The following is a 17,575-nucleotide window of genomic DNA, read 5'->3' as shown; positions in this document are numbered from 1 at the left end:
GCCCGGGTCGTGTATACTATTGGCCTCATTCTTTCCAGGAGGACTTCACATGTTGAAAGTCGGTTTCGTCGGATGGCGTGGCATGGTGGGCTCCGTGCTCATGCAGCGCATGCAGGAGGATGGGGACTTCGACGGCATCGAGCCGATCTTCTTCACCACCTCCCAGGTCGGTCAGCCCGGCCCCGACATCGGCGTGGACGTGCCTCCGCTGAAGGATGCCACCGACATCGAGGCGCTCAAGGCGCTCGACGTGGTCATCACCTGCCAGGGCGGCGACTACACCAAGCAGGTCTACGGCGATCTGCGCGGCAGTGGCTGGAAGGGCTACTGGATCGATGCCGCGAGCACCCTGCGCATGGAGGACGAGGCGACCATCGTGCTCGATCCGGTCAACCGTCACGTCATCGACGCCCAGCTGGCCCGAGGCGCCAGGACCTTCGTCGGCGGCAACTGCACCGTCAGCCTGATGCTGATGGGCCTGGGAGGGCTGTTCGAGGCCGACCTGATCGAATGGATGACCTCCATGACCTATCAGGCCGCCTCCGGTTCCGGCGCCAAGCACATGCGCGAGCTGCTCAACCAGATGGGCGCGCTGCGCGACGTGGTCCAGAGCGAGCTCGACAACCCCTCCAGTGCGATCCTCGACATCGACCGCAAGGTGGCGGCGGCCATGAAGGGGCAGGACTTTCCGATCGAGAACTTCACCGCGCCGCTGGCCGGTAGCCTGCTGCCGTGGATCGACACCAAGCTCGACAACGGCCAGAGCCGCGAGGAGTGGAAGGGTAGCGTCGAGAGCAACAAGATCCTCGGCCTGCAGTCCAACCCGGTCCCGATCGATGGCCTGTGCGTACGCATCGGCGCCATGCGCTCGCACAGCCAGGCTTTCACCATCAAGTTGAAGAAAGATGTGCCGATAGATGAAATCGAGGAGCGCATCGCCAAGCACAACGAGTGGGTCAAGGTGATTCCGAACGACAAGGAAGCCACCATTGCCGGGCTGACGCCGGCTGCCGTCACCGGTACCCTGAACGTTCCGGTGGGCCGCCTGCGCAAGATGAACATGGGCGGCGAATATCTCTCGGCCTTCACCGTCGGCGACCAGCTGCTGTGGGGTGCCGCCGAACCGCTCAAGCGCATGTTGAAGATCTTGCGCGAGCAGTAATTCTCGTTGCAGTGCCGTTGACGGGGCATCTCCTGCGGGAGATGCCCCGTTTTGCGTGGGGCTGAGATTGGCCTTGGCTGGCGTGGAAGCAGGGCGTACAGGGATATGGTACATATTCATCAGCGGTCTGAAGCGTGGCTTCAATAGAACCGGACGCCTTATCAGGCAAGCGAGCAAGGCAAGGGAGCTCCATGAAACGCAAGTTGACATACGCCATGCTGCTGGCACTGTCGGCCGCTGGCCCACAGGCGCTGGCGCTGGGCGTGGGGGAGGCTCAGGTGCGTTCCCCGCTCAATGCACCGCTGCGTGCCGTCATTCCGCTCACCGATACGGACGGGCTCGATCCCGAGCGGCTGCGTGTCAGCGTGGCCGGGGCCCGGGAGTTCGAATCTGCGGGCCTCTCGCGCACGCCGCTGGCGGCCAGCGTGCGGGCCGACGTGGAAGTGCGTCAGGGCCAGTGGGTCGTGAGTCTCTCGAGCGAAAGGGCGGTGCGGGAGCCCTGGATGGACTTGCTGCTGCGCTTCGATTGGCCGTCAGGGCGCCAACTGCGCGAGGTGACGCTGCTGCTCGACCCTCCCGATTACGATCGCATGCCGGTACTGGTGAGCGGCTCGAGTCGTCAGCCTGTCCCCGCGGCACGATCCGCCGCCGAAGCGCAGGTGGCCGATGCCGAGCCCGACGCCTCAGGCTTATCCGCTGCACCGGCAGGAGAGCGGAACAGCGCGGAAGAACGCGCCTGGGTCGGCAGTGGCGATACCCTCTGGTCGGTGGCCAGCAGGCTGCGTCCCGATGCCGGGGTCAGCATGGACCAGATGATGGTGGCGCTGGTCGAGGCCAATCCCGATGCGTTCCCGTCAGGCAACATCAACGCCATGCGGGCCGGCTACACGCTGACCGTGCCGTCCCGGGAGGCCATTGCGGCGCGCTCCGCACAAGAGGCTTCCCAGATGGTGCAGGCCATGAACCAGGCCTGGGCAAGTCGCGGCAACGGTGCGCCGGCTCGCGTCCCCCTGGGGGCTCGGGTAGCGGCGGTCGGCGAGCTCGAGGCTGCCGCGATGTCCGTTGCGCAGGCGATCGCCGAGCCTTCCGGCACGCCGGGCGAATCGACAGCGAGCGAGCAGGGCATGGCTGCCGAGGCGGCCCTTCCCGCGCCGCGCCTGACCCTGCTCAGCGACGAGGAGCTGGCCGCCGAGTCCGCCATGGGCGCTGCCGTGGAGCGCGACCGGGCGGCAGCGAACGCCGGTGAGGAGGGCGGGCGCGCCGAAGGCTGGCTCGATGCCGACGTGTTGGCAACGCTGGGGGCTGGCGAGCTGGCCTTGGCACAGGACGACCCGCGCTTCGCGCTGCTCGAGCGGCGCTGGCAGGAGAGCCGCGCGGCGCTGGAAGCGGTACAGACCGAGCGCGACGCCCTGCAGCACGAGCTTGGTAATTTGCGCGACGAGGTCGAGGCCATGCGCGAGCAGTTGGCGGCGCTGCTGGCCAGTAACCAGGCTGCAGTGCAGGTTGGCAGCGGCGGGGCGGTAGTACAGGCCGAGAAGGACGAGCCGGGCGAGTCGCCCTGGTGGGGGGCGGCATATCCGGTCGATGTCGACCGCAACCTGCTGTTGGGCGGCGCCGGGCTGGCGGCTCTGCTGGGGCTCTGGCTGTGGGTGCGCCGCCGCCAGCGCCGCGACGCCGTCCCCGCGTCGGGAGGTAGCGCAATGCCCAACATGGTCCACGGCATGCCTCCCTCCGACCACGTCGCGGTGCCGCCAGGGGCCGCCGCCGGTCCGGCCCCGCTCGCCGCGGCGGGCATGAGCCTGGATGAGCCAGAGACTCATCGGGAAGAGCTGCCTCGCGCCACCATGCCCCAGGCCGAAGCGATCAGCGAAGCGGATATCTTCATGGCCTATGGGCGCTACGATCAGGCCAGGGAGATGCTGGAGGCGGGCCTGGCCCGTGAACCCGAGCGCCATGACCTGCGCCTGAAACTGCTCAACGTTCACGTGGAGCAGGGTGACCGGCAGGCGGCCGAGCGCGAGGCTCAGCGGTTGGCCGAGACCGGCGACTCCGCCCTGGTGGCCGAAGCGGGGCGGTTGCTGGCCAAGCTTCAGCCCGCTGCGCCCGATCCCGATTCCCTTGCGAACAGGGCCGAGCCGCCGCGCACCGCCGCCGCCGCGGGGAGTGAGTCGCTGGCGCCCGCAGTGGGGCGGCAGGAACCGCCGTTGCCGGCCGAGCGGGAGCCGCTCGACGCCCCCCGCAGCGAGCTGGCCGGGCGCGAGGATGCATCGTCGGCACAGGCAGAGCCACTGCGGGCCGAGGAGCCGGGCGTAACGCCAAGCTCGCCCGATGACGAGGCACCGCCAGGCGATGGCAAGGGGCCCACCCCGGCGGATGAGCGCGGTGAATCGTTGGAGTGGCGCACGATCGACTACCAGCCTCCCGCGCTGGACCCGGACCCGCCGTCGCGCGAAGAGACGCCGATGCAGCCCAGCGTCGAATTCCCGCGGATGGACGCGGCTCTCGGGGAGGCCGGCGAAGCCGAATGGGAGGTGGAGGAGGTGGCCTTCCCGCCGCTGGACCGCGATAATGGTGTCGTCCTGGGCGAGGCCGGCGGACGTGACGATCTGCAGCGGGCCCGTCACCTGCTCGAGAGCGGTGACGCGGAGCGGGCCCGTCCGCTGCTTCAGCGGCTGTTGAAGGACGCCAGCGATCCGCAGGTGCGCAGCGAGGCCCAGGATCTGTTCACTCACTACCGACTCTGATGGCGGCATGACCCTGTTTCGACCTCTTGACGATCGCCACCCCCTGAGCGGCCGCCTGGCCCTGGGGGTGGAATACGACGGCAGCGCCTACTGTGGCTGGCAACGCCTCAAGCATGCCCCCTCGGTCCAGGCCGAGCTGGAACGGGCGCTCGCCAAGGTGGCAAGCCGGCCGGTGACCGTCCATGCCAGTGGGCGCACCGATTCCGGCGTGCACGCCACGCGCCAGATCGTCCACTTCGACGCGCCCGCGCCCCGTTCGCAGAAGGCCTGGGTCTTCGGCGTCAACGCCAACCTGGCGCGCGATGTCGCGGTGCGCTGGGTGTGCGAGGTGCCCGAGGATTTCCACGCCCGCTTCAAGGCGCTGGCGCGTCGCTACCGTTACGTCATCCTCAACCAGCCGAGCCGACCGGTCCTGGAGCGCGCCAACGTCACCTGGTGTCGCGATCCGCTCGATGCCGATGCCATGCATCGTGCGGCCCAGGCGCTGGTCGGCGAGCACGACTTCTCCAGCTTCCGCGCGGCGGGCTGCCAATCGAAGACGCCCTGGCGCCACCTGCACTTCATCGAGGTGCATCGGCACGGGCCGCTGGTGGTGATCGACGTGCAGGGCAATGCCTTCCTGCATCACATGATCCGCAACATCGTCGGCGCCCTGGTCACCGTGGGGCGCGGCGAGCGGGGCGACGACTACCTGGCCGGGCTGCTGGCGCTGAAGGACCGTACGCTCTCCGACGTCACCGCGCCGGCCTGCGGTCTACACTTCGTCGACTCCCTCTACGATGAGACCTGGGGCCTGCCGCGCGAGCCGCTGGGTCCGAACCTGCTGGCCTTCCTGGGCGAGTGGACCGGCGAGCGCGAACTGCCGGCATGCCCCATGGTCGAATTTCGCCGAGGCCGACCCGTCGCCGAGTCGACGAGCGGTGTACCCGAGGTGGAGGAGGGGAAGTCATGACGCCATCCCGCACTCGCATCAAATTCTGTGGCCTGACCCGCGAACGGGACGTGGCCGATGCCGTGGCCGCCGGTGCCGATGCGTTGGGGTTCGTGCTGTGGCCGGGCAGCAAGCGCTGCGTCGACGAGGCGCGTCTTGCCGCATTGGCAGCCCAGGTGCCGGCCTTCGTCACGCGGGTGGGATTGTTCGTCGATGCCTCGCCGGAGTTCGTCCAGAGGGCCAGCCGTCACCTCGACCTGCTGCAGTTCCATGGTGATGAGACGCCGTCCTTTTGCGCGCAGTTCGGCCGTCCATGGATCAAGGCGCTGCGCATGCGTGACGATCTCGATCTGCACGCCGCCGCCGCGGCCTACGATGGCGCCCAGGCGCTGCTGCTGGATGCCTATCGCCCGGGGGTGCCGGGCGGTACCGGCGAGACCTTCGACTGGTCGCGAATCCCCGCAAGCCTGGCAAAACCTGTTATTCTCGCGGGTGGGCTGACCCCGGACAACGTGGCCGGCGCCATCGAGCGCGTGCGCCCCTTCGCGGTGGACGTTTCCGGCGGAGTGGAAGCCGAACCCGGTGTCAAGGATCCCGGCCAGCTGTCGGCGTTCGCCGCGGCGGTGGCCGAGGCGGATCGCAAGCGCCCGGCATGATGGCTCCCTGCCCAAGCCCGACTCAATCCCTGTCCCTTGTGGCGACCCTATGAGGTGTCTTTAGTGAGCAAGTTCAGTGACCTGACCCGACTGCCGGACGCCCGCGGCCACTTCGGCCCCTATGGCGGCCGGTTCGTCTCGGAGACCCTGAGCTTCGCCCTGGACGATCTGGAGAAGACCTACCTGCGTCTTCGCGACGATCCGGACTTCCAGGCCGAATTCGACTATGACCTGGCCCATTACGTGGGCCGTCCTTCTCCGCTCTACCATGCGGAGCGATGGTCGCAGCAGCTCGGCGGGGCACGGATCTGGCTCAAGCGCGAAGACCTCAACCATACCGGCGCGCACAAGGTGAACAACACCATCGGCCAGGCGCTGCTGGCCAAGATGAGCGGCAAGCCGCGGGTGATCGCCGAGACCGGCGCCGGCCAGCACGGCGTGGCCACGGCCACCGTCGCGGCGCGCCTGGGGCTGAAGTGCGAGGTCTACATGGGTGCCGAGGACGTTCAGCGCCAGAAGCTCAACGTCTACCGCATGCGCCTGCTCGGGGCCAACGTGATCCCGGTGGAGTCCGGCACCCGCACACTCAAGGATGCCATGAACGAGGCGCTGCGCGACTGGGTGACCAACGTCGACGACACCTTCTACATCATCGGCACCGTGGCCGGGCCGCACCCCTATCCCATGCTGGTGCGCGACTTCAACGCCGTGGTCGGCCGCGAGGCGCGCCGCCAGTCGCTGGAAGAGTTCGGCAAGTTGCCCGATGCGCTGATCGCCTGCGTAGGGGGCGGCTCCAACGCCATGGGCCTGTTCTACCCCTTCGTCGAAGATGACGAGGTCGCCATGTACGGCGTCGAGGCAGGAGGCGACGGCGTTGACACCGGGCGCCATGCCGCCCCGCTGGCGTCCAACGCGCCGCGCGGCGTGTTGCACGGCAACCGTACCTACTTGATGTCCGACGAGGGCGGCCAGGTCTCGGACACGCATTCGATCTCGGCGGGTCTCGACTATCCGGGCGTGGGCCCCGAGCATGCGCTGTGGAAGGATGTGGGCCGTGTGCAGTACGTGGCGGCCAACGACGACGCCGTGCTCGAGGCGTTCCGCGAGCTGACCCGGGTGGAAGGCATCATGCCGGCGCTGGAGTCGGCCCATGCCCTGGCGTATGCCAAGGTGCTGGCGCCGACCCTGCGACCCGATCAAAACATCGTGGTCAACCTTTCCGGCCGCGGCGACAAGGACATCATGACGGTCGCCAAGATCGACGGGCTGGAGTTCTGATGATGAATCGAATCGACAGACGCTTTGCCGAGCTCAAGGCCCAGGGGCGCCGCGCGCTGATCCCCTACATCACCGCCGGCGACCCCGCGCCGCAGCATACCGTTGGGTTCATGCATGCCATGGTGGAGGCGGGCGCCGACGTGCTCGAGCTGGGAGTGCCGTTCTCCGACCCCATGGCCGATGGGCCAGTGATTCAGAAGGCCTGTGAGCGTGCCCTCGAGCACGGCGTACGGCTCACCCATCTGTTCGAGATGGTGCGCGAATTCCGCCAGCGTGACGAGCAGACCCCGATCGTGCTGATGGGCTATCTCAACCCCGTCGAGCGCATCGGTCTCGAAGCCTTCGCCGAGCAGGCCGCGGCCGCCGGCATCGACGGCGTGCTGACCGTGGACATGCCCCCCGAAGAGGCCGACGAGTTCGGCCCGCTGCTCAAGCAGCACGGCCTGGCCTCTATCTTTCTCGTTGCCCCTACCACTTCGCGGGAGCGGGCCGCTACAATATGCGCCCATGGCGAGGGCTACCTCTACTATGTCGCGCTCAAGGGCGTGACCGGGGCGGCCACGCTCAATGCCGAGGACGTGGCCCAACATCTGGCGCCACTGCGTGAACTGACCGAGCTGCCGCTGTGCGTCGGCTTCGGCATCCGCGACGGCGCCTCGGCCGCCGAGGTCGGCAAGGTCGCCGATGGCGTCATCGTCGGCAGCGCCCTGGTCAGTCGCATTGCCGACAACGCCGAGCGGCCCGAAGCGATTGCCGGCGAGCTCCAGGCGGTACTCGGGGAGATGCGCCGCGCCCTGGATGCGCTGCCCGCTCGCTGAGCTTGCCCTTGCCCGAGATTCGATTCATGACGCCCGGTACAGCCGGGCGCAACAGCATACGGAAGCCTTTCTGACATGAGCTGGCTCGACAAGATTGTTCCCTCGATGGGGCGGATTCAGCGCAAGGACCGGCGGGCCAGCGTGCCCGACGGCCTGTGGCGCAAGTGCCCGAAATGCGAGGCGGTACTCTATCTTCCCGAACTGGAAAAGCATCACAACGTCTGCCCCAAGTGCGACCACCACCTGCGGCTGACGGCGCGCAAGCGGCTCGACTGGTTCCTTGACAAGGAGGGGCGGGAGGAGATTTCGGCCGACCTGGAGCCGGTGGACCGCCTCAAGTTCCGCGACTCCAAGAAATACAAGGACCGCCTCGGTGCGGCGCAGAAGGAGACCGGCGAGAAGGACGCGCTGGTCGCCATGCGTGGCACCCTGGACGGCCTGCCGGTGGTCGTGGTGGCCTTCGAGTTCACCTTCATGGGCGGTTCCATGGGGGCCGTGGTGGGCGAGAAGTTCGTGCGTGCCGCGACCCTGGCGCTCGAGCAGCGCATTCCCTTCGTCTGCTTCTCCGCTTCGGGCGGGGCGCGCATGCAGGAAGCGCTGTTCTCGCTGATGCAGATGGCCAAGACCTCGGCGGCGCTGGAACGCCTGCGCGTGGCCGGCGTGCCCTACATCTCGGTGCTGACCGACCCGGTGTTCGGCGGCGTCTCGGCATCATTGGCCATGCTCGGCGATCTCAACGTGGCCGAGCCCAACGCGCTGATCGGCTTCGCCGGGCCGCGGGTGATCGAGCAGACCGTGCGCGAGAAATTGCCGGAGGGCTTCCAGCGCAGCGAGTTCCTGCTCGAGCATGGCACGGTGGACATGATCGTCACCCGCAGCGAGATGCGTGCCCGTCTCGGTGCCGTGCTGCGCAAGCTCACCCACCAGCCTCCGCAGGGCCTGGAGCTTCCCGAGCCCCTGGAACCGGACCTGGTCGACGAGGCCGAGCGTGCGGCGGCGGAGGAGGGCGAGGTCATTGACGCCTTCGAACCCGAGGCACCGGAAGAGGCTTCGCCATCGGCGTCCTCCGCGGATGCCGATCGCTCCGATGCGCCGCGCTGATCGCCCGTGATGACCTCTCCGTCACCCCGTACGCTGGACGCCTGGCTCGATTACCTCGAGCGGATCCACCCGGTGGGCATCGACCTCAGCCTCGAGCGAGTGGCCGAGGTGGCCCGCCGCATGGGACTGCTGGAGCAGCGCCTGGCGACGCGGGTGATCACCGTCGCCGGCACCAACGGCAAGGGGTCGACCGTCGCCATGATCGAGGCACTGGCCAGGGCGCATGGCCTCACCACCGCCGCCTACACCTCGCCGCACCTGCTGCGCTACAACGAAAGGCTGCGGCTCGATGGCGCCGAGGCGGACGATGTCACGCTCATTTCCGGCTTCGAAGCCGTGGAAACGGCGCGCCTGGCCGACGATCCCGTCAGCCTGACCTACTTCGAGGCCGGGACCCTGGCGGCGCTGTGGGCCATTGCCCGCCGCCGCCCCGACCTCGCCATTCTCGAGGTCGGGCTGGGAGGCAGGCTCGATGCGGTCAACGTGATCGATGCCGACGTCGCCGTCATCACCACCATCGCCCTCGACCATGCCGCCTTTCTCGGCACCGACCTCGACGCAATCGGCCGTGAGAAAGCCGGCATCATGCGTGGCGGACATCCCGTCGTCCTAGGCAGCAGCGAGCTCCCCGACAGCGTTCGCCAGTGCGCCGAGGCTTGCGGCGCCCCGGTCCTGGCGCTGGGGCAGGAGTTTCGCTGGACGCCCGGTGCCGTCGGCCGCTTCGGCTGGCAGGGAGCCGTTGGCGATCACGCCTCGCCAAGCGTGGAGGACTTGCCTGACCCGGGGCTGCCGCTCGACAATGCGGCGACGGCGCTGCAGGCCTTGGTCGCGGCCGGCATTGCACTCGACGAAGTGAGTTGCCGGCTGGCCCTGCGCGACCTGCAGGTGCCCGGCCGCATGCAGTGGATGGGCCAGTGGTGCCTGGACGTGGGCCACAACCCGCACGCCGCCGCCTACCTGGCGGGCCGTCTCGCAGAGCGGCCGTGCCGCGGGCGAACCTGGGTGCTGCTCGGCATGCTGGGTGACAAGGACGCCGATGGCGTCGTCGCCGCGCTCGCCGGCGTGGCGGATGGCTGGGTGGCCGTGACCCTGGCCGGTGAGCGGGCACGCACCGCCGCGGACCTGGCGGAGCGCATCGCGGGGCAAGCGGGACATGTCGCATACCAGGCCCCGACGCCCGAGGATGGTGCGGCATGGCTGGCCGGGCGGCTGGCGCCCGACGATCGCGTGCTGGTGTGCGGCTCCTTCTTCACGGTAGCGGCCATACTGGCGTGGAAGCAGGCACAGGCAGCTTAGCCGGGCAGGAGGGATGATGAAGTACGGAATGCGCGAACGAATCAGCGGTGCGATCATCCTGATTGCCCTGGCGGTGATTTTCGTGCCGATGCTGTTCGATGAGCCGGCCCCCCGCGACGAGCGTCCCCAGCCGATGCTGACCATCGAGCAGCCGGTCCCGGTGGAGCGGCGCAACGTGCCCGACCCGCAGCCGCCGACGAGCCTGGGACAGATCCGCACCCCCGAGACGAATCCCTCGCTGGTGGAACCGCAGCCGCCACTGCAAGACGTCGAGCCCGAGCCCGACGATACGGCACGGGTCGAGGCGGAACCGGCCGTGGCCTTGCAGCAGGGCGAGACGAACGGCGCTGCGGAGCAGGCCTCGCCACCATCCGAGGCGCCTCGGCAGGATCCGATTGCCGACCTGGCCCGGGCTGCCTCCGAACGCCTGGAGGGCGAGCGGTCCACTGCCGCGAATCCCGAACCCGAACGCCAGGACTCCGTGAGCGCCTCGTCGGAGGGCGAGTGGGCCGTGCAGGTGGGCAGCTTTGGCGAGTCGGGCAACGCCGAGCGCCTCCAGACGCAGCTGCAGGAGCAGGGGTTCCCCGTCTACAGCCGGCGGCGCGAGAACGGCATGACCACGGTCTACGTGGGGCCCTTCGAATCCTCGGATTCCGGCGAACGCGCCATGAGTGCCATCAAGGAGCAGGTCAACCTGCAGGGTTTGCTGGTCCGTGTGAGAGACTGAACGCATGATGTTGACCTGGATCGACTGGGGCTTTCTCGCCGTTCTGGCCGTCTCGACCCTGGCCGGTTTCATGCGCGGTCTGGTTCGTGAGGGACTGGGCCTGGCGGCGTGGATCATCGCCCTGTTGGCCGCTCGACTGCTGGCCGAGCCGGTGGCCGATCTGCTTTCGGGACTGATCGACAACCCCGACGGCCGGCTGGTGCTGGCCTTCGTGCTGGTGATCCTTGGCGTGGTACTGCTGTGCGGCATCGTCATCCGCATGGTTCATGCCGCCGTGGAGTGGGTCGGCATGGGCTTCTTCAACCGTGTCGCCGGCGCCTGTTTCGGTGTCACCCGCGGAGCGGCCATACTGGTGGTAGCCACTATCCTGATCAGCCTGACGCCGCTGGCGCAGCTGCAGGCATGGCAGAATGCAGAACTGCGGCCCACCTTCGAGCAATTGCGCGACTGGGCCGTGAGCCAGCTCGAGGCTTGGGAAGGGCGCGTTCCCGAGGCGCCCGAGGGCTGGCGGAATCTCTCGCTGCCCGAGCGCCGCGATGCCGGCACTTCCGAGCCCGGCGCCCAGTAAGTCACTACTGCTATTATCAAGCCGACTGCGGTCGGCCCCCTGCAAGCGAGGTAAGGTGGAATGTGCGGTATCGTCGGCCTTCTGGCCAAGCAGACCGTTAACCAGGCGATCTACGACGCCCTGACGGTGCTTCAGCATCGCGGCCAGGATGCTGCGGGCATGATGACCTGGAGCGAAGGACGTTTTCTGCTGCGCAAGAGCAACGGCCTGGTACGCGATGTGTTCCACACGCGCCATATGGCGAGGCTGCAGGGCAACCTGGGTATCGGCCATGTGCGCTACCCCACCGCGGGCTCGTCCAGCGAAGCCGAGTCGCAGCCGTTCTACGTCAATTCGCCCTACGGCATTGCGCTGGCGCACAACGGCAACCTGACCAACTCCGACCAGCTCAAGCAAGAGCTGTTCTCCTCCGACCTGCGCCACATCAATACCAGTTCGGATTCCGAGGTGCTGCTCAACGTCTTCGCCCATGAGCTGGGCAAGCAGGGGCTGCACCTTTCCCCCGGCGACATCTTCGACGCGGTGCGGCGGGTGCATCGTCGTTGCCGCGGCGGCTACGCTGCGGTGGCGATCATCAACGGTGTCGGCCTGGTCGCCTTCCGCGACCCCAACGGCATCCGCCCGGTGGTGTTCGGCACCCGCGACGAAGGCACGGGCCAGGAGGTGATGATCGCCTCCGAGTCGGTGGCGCTCGATGTCGGCGGCTTCGAACTGCACCGCGACCTGGCGCCGGGGGAGGCGATCTTCGTCGACATGGAGGGCGAATTCCATACCCAGCAGTGCGCCGATGCGCCCACGCTGTCGCCCTGCATCTTCGAGCACGTCTACCTGGCACGCCCCGACTCGATCCTCGACGGCGCCTACGTCTACGGCACGCGTATGCAGATGGGGCGCAAGCTCGGTGACCGCATCCGCAGCGAATGGCCGGAGCACGACATCGACGTGGTGATCCCGATTCCCGATACCTCGCGCACCTCGGCGCTGGAGCTCGCCCAGCACCTAGGGGTGACCTATCGTGAAGGGTTCATGAAGAACCGCTACATCGGCCGTACCTTCATCATGCCGGGGCAGACCCAGCGCAAGAAATCGGTGCGCCAGAAGCTCAATGCCATCGGCGTCGAGTTCAAGGGCAAGAACGTGCTGCTGGTGGACGACTCCATCGTTCGCGGCACCACCTGCAAGCAGATCATCCAGATGGCACGCGACGCGGGGGCGAACAAGGTCTACTTCGCCTCGGCGGCGCCACCGGTGCGCTATCCTAACGTCTACGGTATCGACATGCCGGCGGCCGCCGAGCTGATCGCGCATGGCCGAAGCGAGGCTGAGGTCGGCGAGCTGATCGGTGCCGACCGCATCTTCTATCAGGATCTGGATGACCTCAAGGCCGCCTGCCGCGAAGTCAACCCCGGTCTCGAACGGTTCGACTGCTCGGTGTTCGATGGTAACTACATCACCGGCGATATCGACGACGGCTACCTCTCGGCCCTCGAGGCCTCGCGCAACGACGCTGCCAAGGAGCAGCAGAGCGTCGGTGCCCACGCGCTGGTGGGCATGCACAATCAGGAAGATGACATCGACGACTGAGGTGGCCGAGCATGCATGACGAGACATTCCCCGACGACGGCTGGGCGCTGGAAACCCTGGCGATTCGTGCCGGACATCACCGCACTCATGAACAGGAGCACGGCGAGCCGATCTTCCCCACGTCGAGCTTCGTCTATGCCAGCGCCGCCGAGGCGGCACGCAAGTTCAAGGGGGAGGAGCCGGGCAACGTCTATTCGCGCTTCACCAACCCCACGGTGCACACCTTCGAGCGCCGCCTGGCGGCGCTCGAAGGGGGCGAGCGCTGCGTGGCGACGAGTTCCGGCATGGCGGCGATACTCGCGACCGTGCTCGCCCTGCTGCAGGCCGGCGATGAGATCGTCGCCTCGCGCTCGCTGTTCGGCTCCACCGTCAGCCTGTTCGACAAGTACTTCGGCAAGCTGGGTATCACCACACGCTACGTCGAACTCTCCGACCTGGCGGCTTGGGAGGCGGCGCTCACGCCCCGAACGCGCCTGTTGTTCGCCGAGACCCCCTCCAACCCGCTCTCCGAGATTGTCGATATCGCAGCGCTCGCCGACATTGCCCATCGCTCGGGCGCGCTGCTGGCCATCGACAACTGCTTCCTGACGCCGGCACTGCAGAAGCCACTGGCGCTGGGGGCCGACCTTGTCATCCACTCCGCCACCAAATACCTGGACGGCCAGGGTCGTGCGATCGGCGGCGCCGTGGTAGGACGTGACAAGGAACTCGAGGAGGTGTTTGGCGTGGTGCGTACCTGCGGACCGTGCCTGAGCCCGTTCAATGCCTGGATTTTCACCAAGGGACTCGAGACGCTGGGCCTGCGCATGCGCGCCCACTGCGAGAATGCCCAGGCCCTGGCCGAATGGCTGCAGGGGCATCCGGCAGTGGCGCGTGTTCACTACAGCGGCTTGCCGGGCCACCCGCAGCATGAGCTGGCCGGGCGTCAGCAGGGCGGCTTTGGTGCGGTGCTGGGGTTCGAGGTGAGAGGCGGGCGCGAGGCGGCCTGGTCGGTTATCGATGCCACCCGCATGCTATCGATCACCGGCAACCTGGGAGACGTCAAGACCACCATCACCCATCCTGCCACCACTACCCACGGTCGGCTCTCCGAAGCGCAGAAGGAGGCGGCCGGCATCGGCGAGGGCCTGATCCGCGTGGCGGTAGGGCTCGAGGCGTTCGAGGACATTCGCAGCGACCTGGCGCGCGGCCTCGATGCGTTGATCTGAGCGTTCCGGGCGTGGAAGGGCGCCCCGTGACAACGACAGGGAATTTTTACGAACGTAACGTTCGGTTTTTTCAGCGCATCCTGAGCATTCGTTACGGTATGCTGCCTCCCATCGATCACGCAGCGCAACGGGAGCGACGAGATGTGGCGCAACACCCGCTCAGGCTGGGGCCTGGTCAGCATCCTCTTCCACTGGGCCAGTGCCGTGGCGATCGTGGGCCTGTTCCTGCTCGGCTGGTGGATGACGGACCTGGGCTACTACGACCCTTGGTACAATCGCGCTCCGTGGTGGCACCGCTCCATCGGTATGCTGCTGCTGTTTGTCACGCTGCTGCGCGTAACTTGGCGCCTGTTCCAGCCTGTCCCCGCGGCCCACGGTAGCCGCACAGAGCGCTTTGCCGCCCATCTGGGTCATATCGCCCTCTATGTGCTGATGCTGGCGGTGCTGGTCAGCGGCTACCTGATCTCCACCGCTCGCGGACGTGGCATCAGTGTCTTCGACTGGTTCGAGGTGCCCGCGCTGGTCAGTCACCTGCCCGACCAGGCCAGCGTTGCCGGTGAGATCCACTGGTACAGTGCCGTGGCGCTGATGCTGCTGGCGGCGGGCCATACCTTGGCGGCACTGAAGCACCATTTCCTCGATCGCTACGATACTCTCATTCGCATGATGAACCCGGCACGTACGCGTCGCCGTTGAACGCCAGCGCCTGTGGGCGCTCAACCAAGGAGAGACTCGATGTTCAAGAAAGCCGCACTCGCTACTGCCTTTGGCGCCGTTTCCCTGGCCGCCGCCGGTACGGCACCGGCCGCTGAATACGTGGTGGATACCGAGGGACAGCATGCCTTCATCCAGTTCAAGATCAATCACCTGGGCTACTCATACATTCTCGGCTCCTTCGAGGAGTTCGAGGGCCGTTTCCAGTACGACCCCGAGGATCTCGAGGCTTCCAGCGTGGAAATGGAGGTACAGGTAAACAGCCTGAACACCAACAATGCCGAGCGTGACAAGCATTTCCTCAGCAGCGATTTCCTGGACGCCGGCGAGTATCCGACTGCCACGTTCGTCTCCACCGGCTTCACGCCCAACGGTGACGACGAGGGCGTGCTGACCGGAGACCTGACCCTGCACGGCGAGACCCACGAGATCGAGATGCCGGTCACCCTGATGGGCGAGGGCGAAGACCCGTGGGGCGGCTATCGCGCCGGCTTCGAGGGCAGCACCATGCTGACCCTGGCGGACTTCGGTATCGACATGAGCGATTTCCCAGAAGCGATGCACGAACTCGAGCTCTACGTCACCTTCGAGGGGGTGCGCCAGTAACCTGGCTCAACGTCATGACACTGCCACCCCCGGACTGATCCGGGGGTGTCGCGTTTTGTACGGGAGAGTGCGTGACACAAAGTGACAATACCGCGCCCTCGTTGGGGCTGACCCTGTGGCGCCAGACCTGGCCGATGGCGATCGGTGTGTTGGCGCTGCTGGGCTTCCAACTGGTGGACAGTGCTTTCGTTGCCCGCCTGGGTACGGCACCGCTGGCGGCGCAGTCGTTCACCTTTCCGCTGACCTTTCTCGTCATCGGCGTGCAGGTAGGGCTCGGCATCGCCATAGCGGCACTGATCTCGCGCGCGCTTGGGGCCGGCGAGGTCGAACGGGCCCGGCGCCTGGGTTCGCTGGTGCTGGTAGTGGGTAGCGTGACCATCGCCCTGCTCGTGTTCGTGCTGTGGTGGGCCCAGGTGCCGATCTTCTCTCGTCTGGGAGCCGACGCGACGGCACGTGCGCTGATCCGCGCCTACTGGGCGCCGCAGCTGCTGGCGGCGTGGCTGGGGGCGGTCCTCTACTTTGTCTATAGCCTGTTTCGCGCCCACGGCGATACGCGTTTGCCCGGCAAGCTGATGGTTGTCACGAGCCTGATCAATCTGCTGCTCGACCCGCTGTTCATCTTCGGCGTCGGGCCCTGGGCAGGGCTTGGTCTTCCCGGCGCGGCCTGGGCCACGGCCATCGCCTTCGGCAGCGGGCTGCTGCTGGCCGTCTATCGGCTGCGCCGGCGCGACTGGCTGACGCGTCACGGGCTCAGGCGCGAGCTGGCCGGCTCGGCTGGCGCTTTCGCCGGCATCGCCGGGCCGGCCATGGTCAGCCAGCTGATGCCGCCGCTGGCGGCTATGCTTGCCGTCTCGGTGGTAGCTGGCCTGGGGGAGTCGGCAGTGGCGGCATGGGGGCTGGCGAGCCGGCTCGAAACGCTGGCGTTGGTCGTGGTGCTGGCGATGACCATGTCGCTCCCGCCCTGGCTGGGGCGTTGCTACGGTGCCGGTGACTGGGCTCAGGTCAGGCAGCTGATACGCCTGGCGCTGAGGGTCGTCATCGGGTGGCAGCTGCTGCTGGGTGGGGGACTGGCGCTGCTGTCGCCCTGGGTCTCTCAGCTCCTGGCGGGCAGCGCCGACGTGCGGAGCGATTTGACGGTGCTGGTCCGGTTCCTGCTGCCGAGCTACGCCGCCCTCGGGGTCTGCATGCTGGTGGTATCTGCCGGCAACGCACTGGGCTGGCCGCTGCGCGCCATGCTGATGTCCACCGCAAGGCTGTTCCTCTGCTACCTACCGTTCCTCTGGCTCGGATCGTCGCTTGCTGGCCTGCCGGGGCTCGCCATGGGGGCGGCCTTCGGTAACGTGGTGGCGGGCACGCTGGCCTGGCGGCTGATGCGCCACATGCTGGCCCGCAGCAGTGCCGAGGCAGGCGTCGAGTCGAAACTTTTGCCGCGTGAGCGAACCTGACGCCTGTTGCGCTGTCTGGGATAGGACGTAGTGGCTCGACCGTACGGGTCATGAAAGCAACTCTGATGGAATGGAGTAAGTGATGAAGCTCACCAAGTTTCTGACAACGATCGTGCTCACCCTGGGCATCACTGGCGTCGTGGCGGCACAGGAGATGCAGGCTCCGCCTCAGGGAGACCAGGTGGACCAGCTCGATCAGTTGCTCGACCTGGACGAGAACCAGCAGCAGGAGATCCGTGGTCTGCTGGACGAGGCCGAGCGTCAGCTGGCACCCAAGGAGCAGGAGGCCCAGGCCCTCCAGGCGCGCCTCGGCGATCATGTTGGTCCTGACTACGATGAGAATGTCATTCGTGAGGATGCTTCACGCCTGGGCGACCTGACCGGGGAGATCACCGCCGAAACCGTGCTGTTGCAGTCCCGTATCGAGTCGGTGTTCACCGATGAGCAGCGGCAGCGGCTGGACGAGGCGATTGCCCAGCAGCAGCAGCAGATGCAGGACCTGCAGAACCAGATGCAACAGCAGCAGGGCCAGCCGGCCCAGCCTGCAGAGTAAGGCTGCCTGCACGGCGGCTCTCGTGCGGGAGTCGCTGTGGCCTCGGGTGAAGTCGGCGAGCTATGCCTGGTCGATCTGATTGACCAGCGTGGCCGTCATCGACCCGAGCGGCCTGGATGTGTCCCACGACGCTGCGTGACGTAGCGCACGGGTGGGTATCGACGAGGCCCTGTCGAACGTTCGG

General features: G+C 67.3%; 16 protein-coding genes. All 16 read left to right on the top strand.

Going from position 1 to position 17,575, the window contains the following annotated elements:
• The first annotated feature begins 49 nt into the window (after positions 1-49).
• Positions 50-1,162, top strand: coding sequence for an aspartate-semialdehyde dehydrogenase (asd, locus tag I4484_RS12970; RefSeq protein WP_197447697.1), 1,113 nt, complete (start codon positions 50-52; stop codon positions 1,160-1,162).
• A gap of 191 nt (positions 1,163-1,353) precedes the next feature.
• Complete coding sequence (locus I4484_RS12965; RefSeq protein ID WP_197447696.1) at positions 1,354-3,906, top strand: FimV/HubP family polar landmark protein; 2,553 nt, start codon at positions 1,354-1,356, stop codon at positions 3,904-3,906.
• A 7-nt stretch (positions 3,907-3,913) separates the two neighbouring features.
• A complete protein-coding gene (truA, locus tag I4484_RS12960; protein ID WP_197447695.1) occupies positions 3,914-4,858 on the top strand; it encodes a tRNA pseudouridine(38-40) synthase TruA in 945 nt (314 codons plus the stop codon).
• The gene (locus tag I4484_RS12955) at positions 4,855-5,493 is read left to right on the top strand and encodes a phosphoribosylanthranilate isomerase (protein ID WP_197447694.1); all 639 of its coding nucleotides are present in this window, start codon (positions 4,855-4,857) and stop codon (positions 5,491-5,493) included. The genes truA and I4484_RS12955 overlap by 4 nt, the downstream gene beginning before the upstream one ends.
• Positions 5,494-5,556: 63 nt before the next feature.
• The gene (gene trpB / locus I4484_RS12950; protein ID WP_197447693.1) at positions 5,557-6,771 is read left to right on the top strand and encodes a tryptophan synthase subunit beta; all 1,215 of its coding nucleotides are present in this window, start codon (positions 5,557-5,559) and stop codon (positions 6,769-6,771) included.
• Positions 6,772-6,773: 2 nt separating this feature from the next.
• A complete protein-coding gene (gene trpA, locus I4484_RS12945; protein ID WP_197451037.1) occupies positions 6,774-7,589 on the top strand; it encodes a tryptophan synthase subunit alpha in 816 nt (271 codons plus the stop codon).
• A gap of 75 nt (positions 7,590-7,664) precedes the next feature.
• On the top strand, positions 7,665-8,690 hold the full coding sequence (gene accD, locus I4484_RS12940) for an acetyl-CoA carboxylase, carboxyltransferase subunit beta (RefSeq protein WP_197447692.1): 1,026 nt from the start codon (positions 7,665-7,667) through the stop codon (positions 8,688-8,690).
• Between the two features lie 9 nt (positions 8,691-8,699).
• On the top strand, positions 8,700-9,986 hold the full coding sequence (folC, locus tag I4484_RS12935; protein WP_197447691.1) for a bifunctional tetrahydrofolate synthase/dihydrofolate synthase: 1,287 nt from the start codon (positions 8,700-8,702) through the stop codon (positions 9,984-9,986).
• 16 nt (positions 9,987-10,002) lie between these two features.
• A complete protein-coding gene (locus I4484_RS12930; RefSeq protein WP_197447690.1) occupies positions 10,003-10,713 on the top strand; it encodes an SPOR domain-containing protein in 711 nt (236 codons plus the stop codon).
• A gap of 4 nt (positions 10,714-10,717) precedes the next feature.
• Positions 10,718-11,281: a CvpA family protein gene (locus tag I4484_RS12925; RefSeq protein ID WP_197447689.1), complete on the top strand. Its 564-nt coding sequence runs from the start codon at positions 10,718-10,720 to the stop codon at positions 11,279-11,281.
• Between the two features lie 60 nt (positions 11,282-11,341).
• On the top strand, positions 11,342-12,865 hold the full coding sequence (purF, locus tag I4484_RS12920; protein WP_197447688.1) for an amidophosphoribosyltransferase: 1,524 nt from the start codon (positions 11,342-11,344) through the stop codon (positions 12,863-12,865).
• Between the two features lie 11 nt (positions 12,866-12,876).
• The gene (locus I4484_RS12915) at positions 12,877-14,073 is read left to right on the top strand and encodes an O-succinylhomoserine sulfhydrylase (RefSeq protein ID WP_197447687.1); all 1,197 of its coding nucleotides are present in this window, start codon (positions 12,877-12,879) and stop codon (positions 14,071-14,073) included.
• Positions 14,074-14,214: 141 nt separating this feature from the next.
• Positions 14,215-14,769: a cytochrome b gene (locus tag I4484_RS12910; protein WP_197447686.1), complete on the top strand. Its 555-nt coding sequence runs from the start codon at positions 14,215-14,217 to the stop codon at positions 14,767-14,769.
• Between the two features lie 39 nt (positions 14,770-14,808).
• A complete protein-coding gene (locus tag I4484_RS12905; RefSeq protein ID WP_197447685.1) occupies positions 14,809-15,393 on the top strand; it encodes a YceI family protein in 585 nt (194 codons plus the stop codon).
• Between the two features lie 134 nt (positions 15,394-15,527).
• Positions 15,528-16,838: an MATE family efflux transporter gene (locus tag I4484_RS12900; protein WP_197451036.1), complete on the top strand. Its 1,311-nt coding sequence runs from the start codon at positions 15,528-15,530 to the stop codon at positions 16,836-16,838.
• 82 nt (positions 16,839-16,920) lie between these two features.
• Entirely contained in the window at positions 16,921-17,391 is a 471-nt protein-coding gene (locus I4484_RS12895) for a Spy/CpxP family protein refolding chaperone (RefSeq protein ID WP_197447684.1), read from the top strand.
• Positions 17,392-17,575: the final 184 nt, after the last annotated feature.

This window comes from Halomonas sp. SS10-MC5 (assembly GCF_015992245.1).
GTDB lineage: Bacteria > Pseudomonadota > Gammaproteobacteria > Pseudomonadales > Halomonadaceae > Halomonas > Halomonas sulfidoxydans.
Note: the sequence above shows the minus strand (reverse complement) of the source record. Positions and strands in the feature narration are given on the sequence as shown.

Bases quoted from the DNA above. Each gene is read 5' to 3' on its own strand.
- I4484_RS12910 (WP_197447686.1), top strand. From the start codon at position 14,215: ATGTGGCGCAACACCCGCTCAGGCTGGGGCCTGGTCAGCATCCTCTTC.
- I4484_RS12955 (WP_197447694.1), top strand. From the start codon at position 4,855: ATGACGCCATCCCGCACTCGCATCAAATTCTGTGGCCTGACCCGCGAA.
- asd (WP_197447697.1), top strand. From the start codon at position 50: ATGTTGAAAGTCGGTTTCGTCGGATGGCGTGGCATGGTGGGCTCCGTG.
- I4484_RS12930 (WP_197447690.1), top strand. From the start codon at position 10,003: ATGAAGTACGGAATGCGCGAACGAATCAGCGGTGCGATCATCCTGATT.
- truA (WP_197447695.1), top strand. From the start codon at position 3,914: ATGACCCTGTTTCGACCTCTTGACGATCGCCACCCCCTGAGCGGCCGC.
- I4484_RS12925 (WP_197447689.1), top strand. From the start codon at position 10,718: ATGATGTTGACCTGGATCGACTGGGGCTTTCTCGCCGTTCTGGCCGTC.
- purF (WP_197447688.1), top strand. From the start codon at position 11,342: ATGTGCGGTATCGTCGGCCTTCTGGCCAAGCAGACCGTTAACCAGGCG.
- I4484_RS12900 (WP_197451036.1), top strand. From the start codon at position 15,528: ATGGCGATCGGTGTGTTGGCGCTGCTGGGCTTCCAACTGGTGGACAGT.
- I4484_RS12965 (WP_197447696.1), top strand. From the start codon at position 1,354: ATGAAACGCAAGTTGACATACGCCATGCTGCTGGCACTGTCGGCCGCT.
- trpA (WP_197451037.1), top strand. From the start codon at position 6,774: ATGAATCGAATCGACAGACGCTTTGCCGAGCTCAAGGCCCAGGGGCGC.
- folC (WP_197447691.1), top strand. From the start codon at position 8,700: ATGACCTCTCCGTCACCCCGTACGCTGGACGCCTGGCTCGATTACCTC.
- accD (WP_197447692.1), top strand. From the start codon at position 7,665: ATGAGCTGGCTCGACAAGATTGTTCCCTCGATGGGGCGGATTCAGCGC.
- I4484_RS12895 (WP_197447684.1), top strand. From the start codon at position 16,921: ATGAAGCTCACCAAGTTTCTGACAACGATCGTGCTCACCCTGGGCATC.
- I4484_RS12905 (WP_197447685.1), top strand. From the start codon at position 14,809: ATGTTCAAGAAAGCCGCACTCGCTACTGCCTTTGGCGCCGTTTCCCTG.
- I4484_RS12915 (WP_197447687.1), top strand. From the start codon at position 12,877: ATGCATGACGAGACATTCCCCGACGACGGCTGGGCGCTGGAAACCCTG.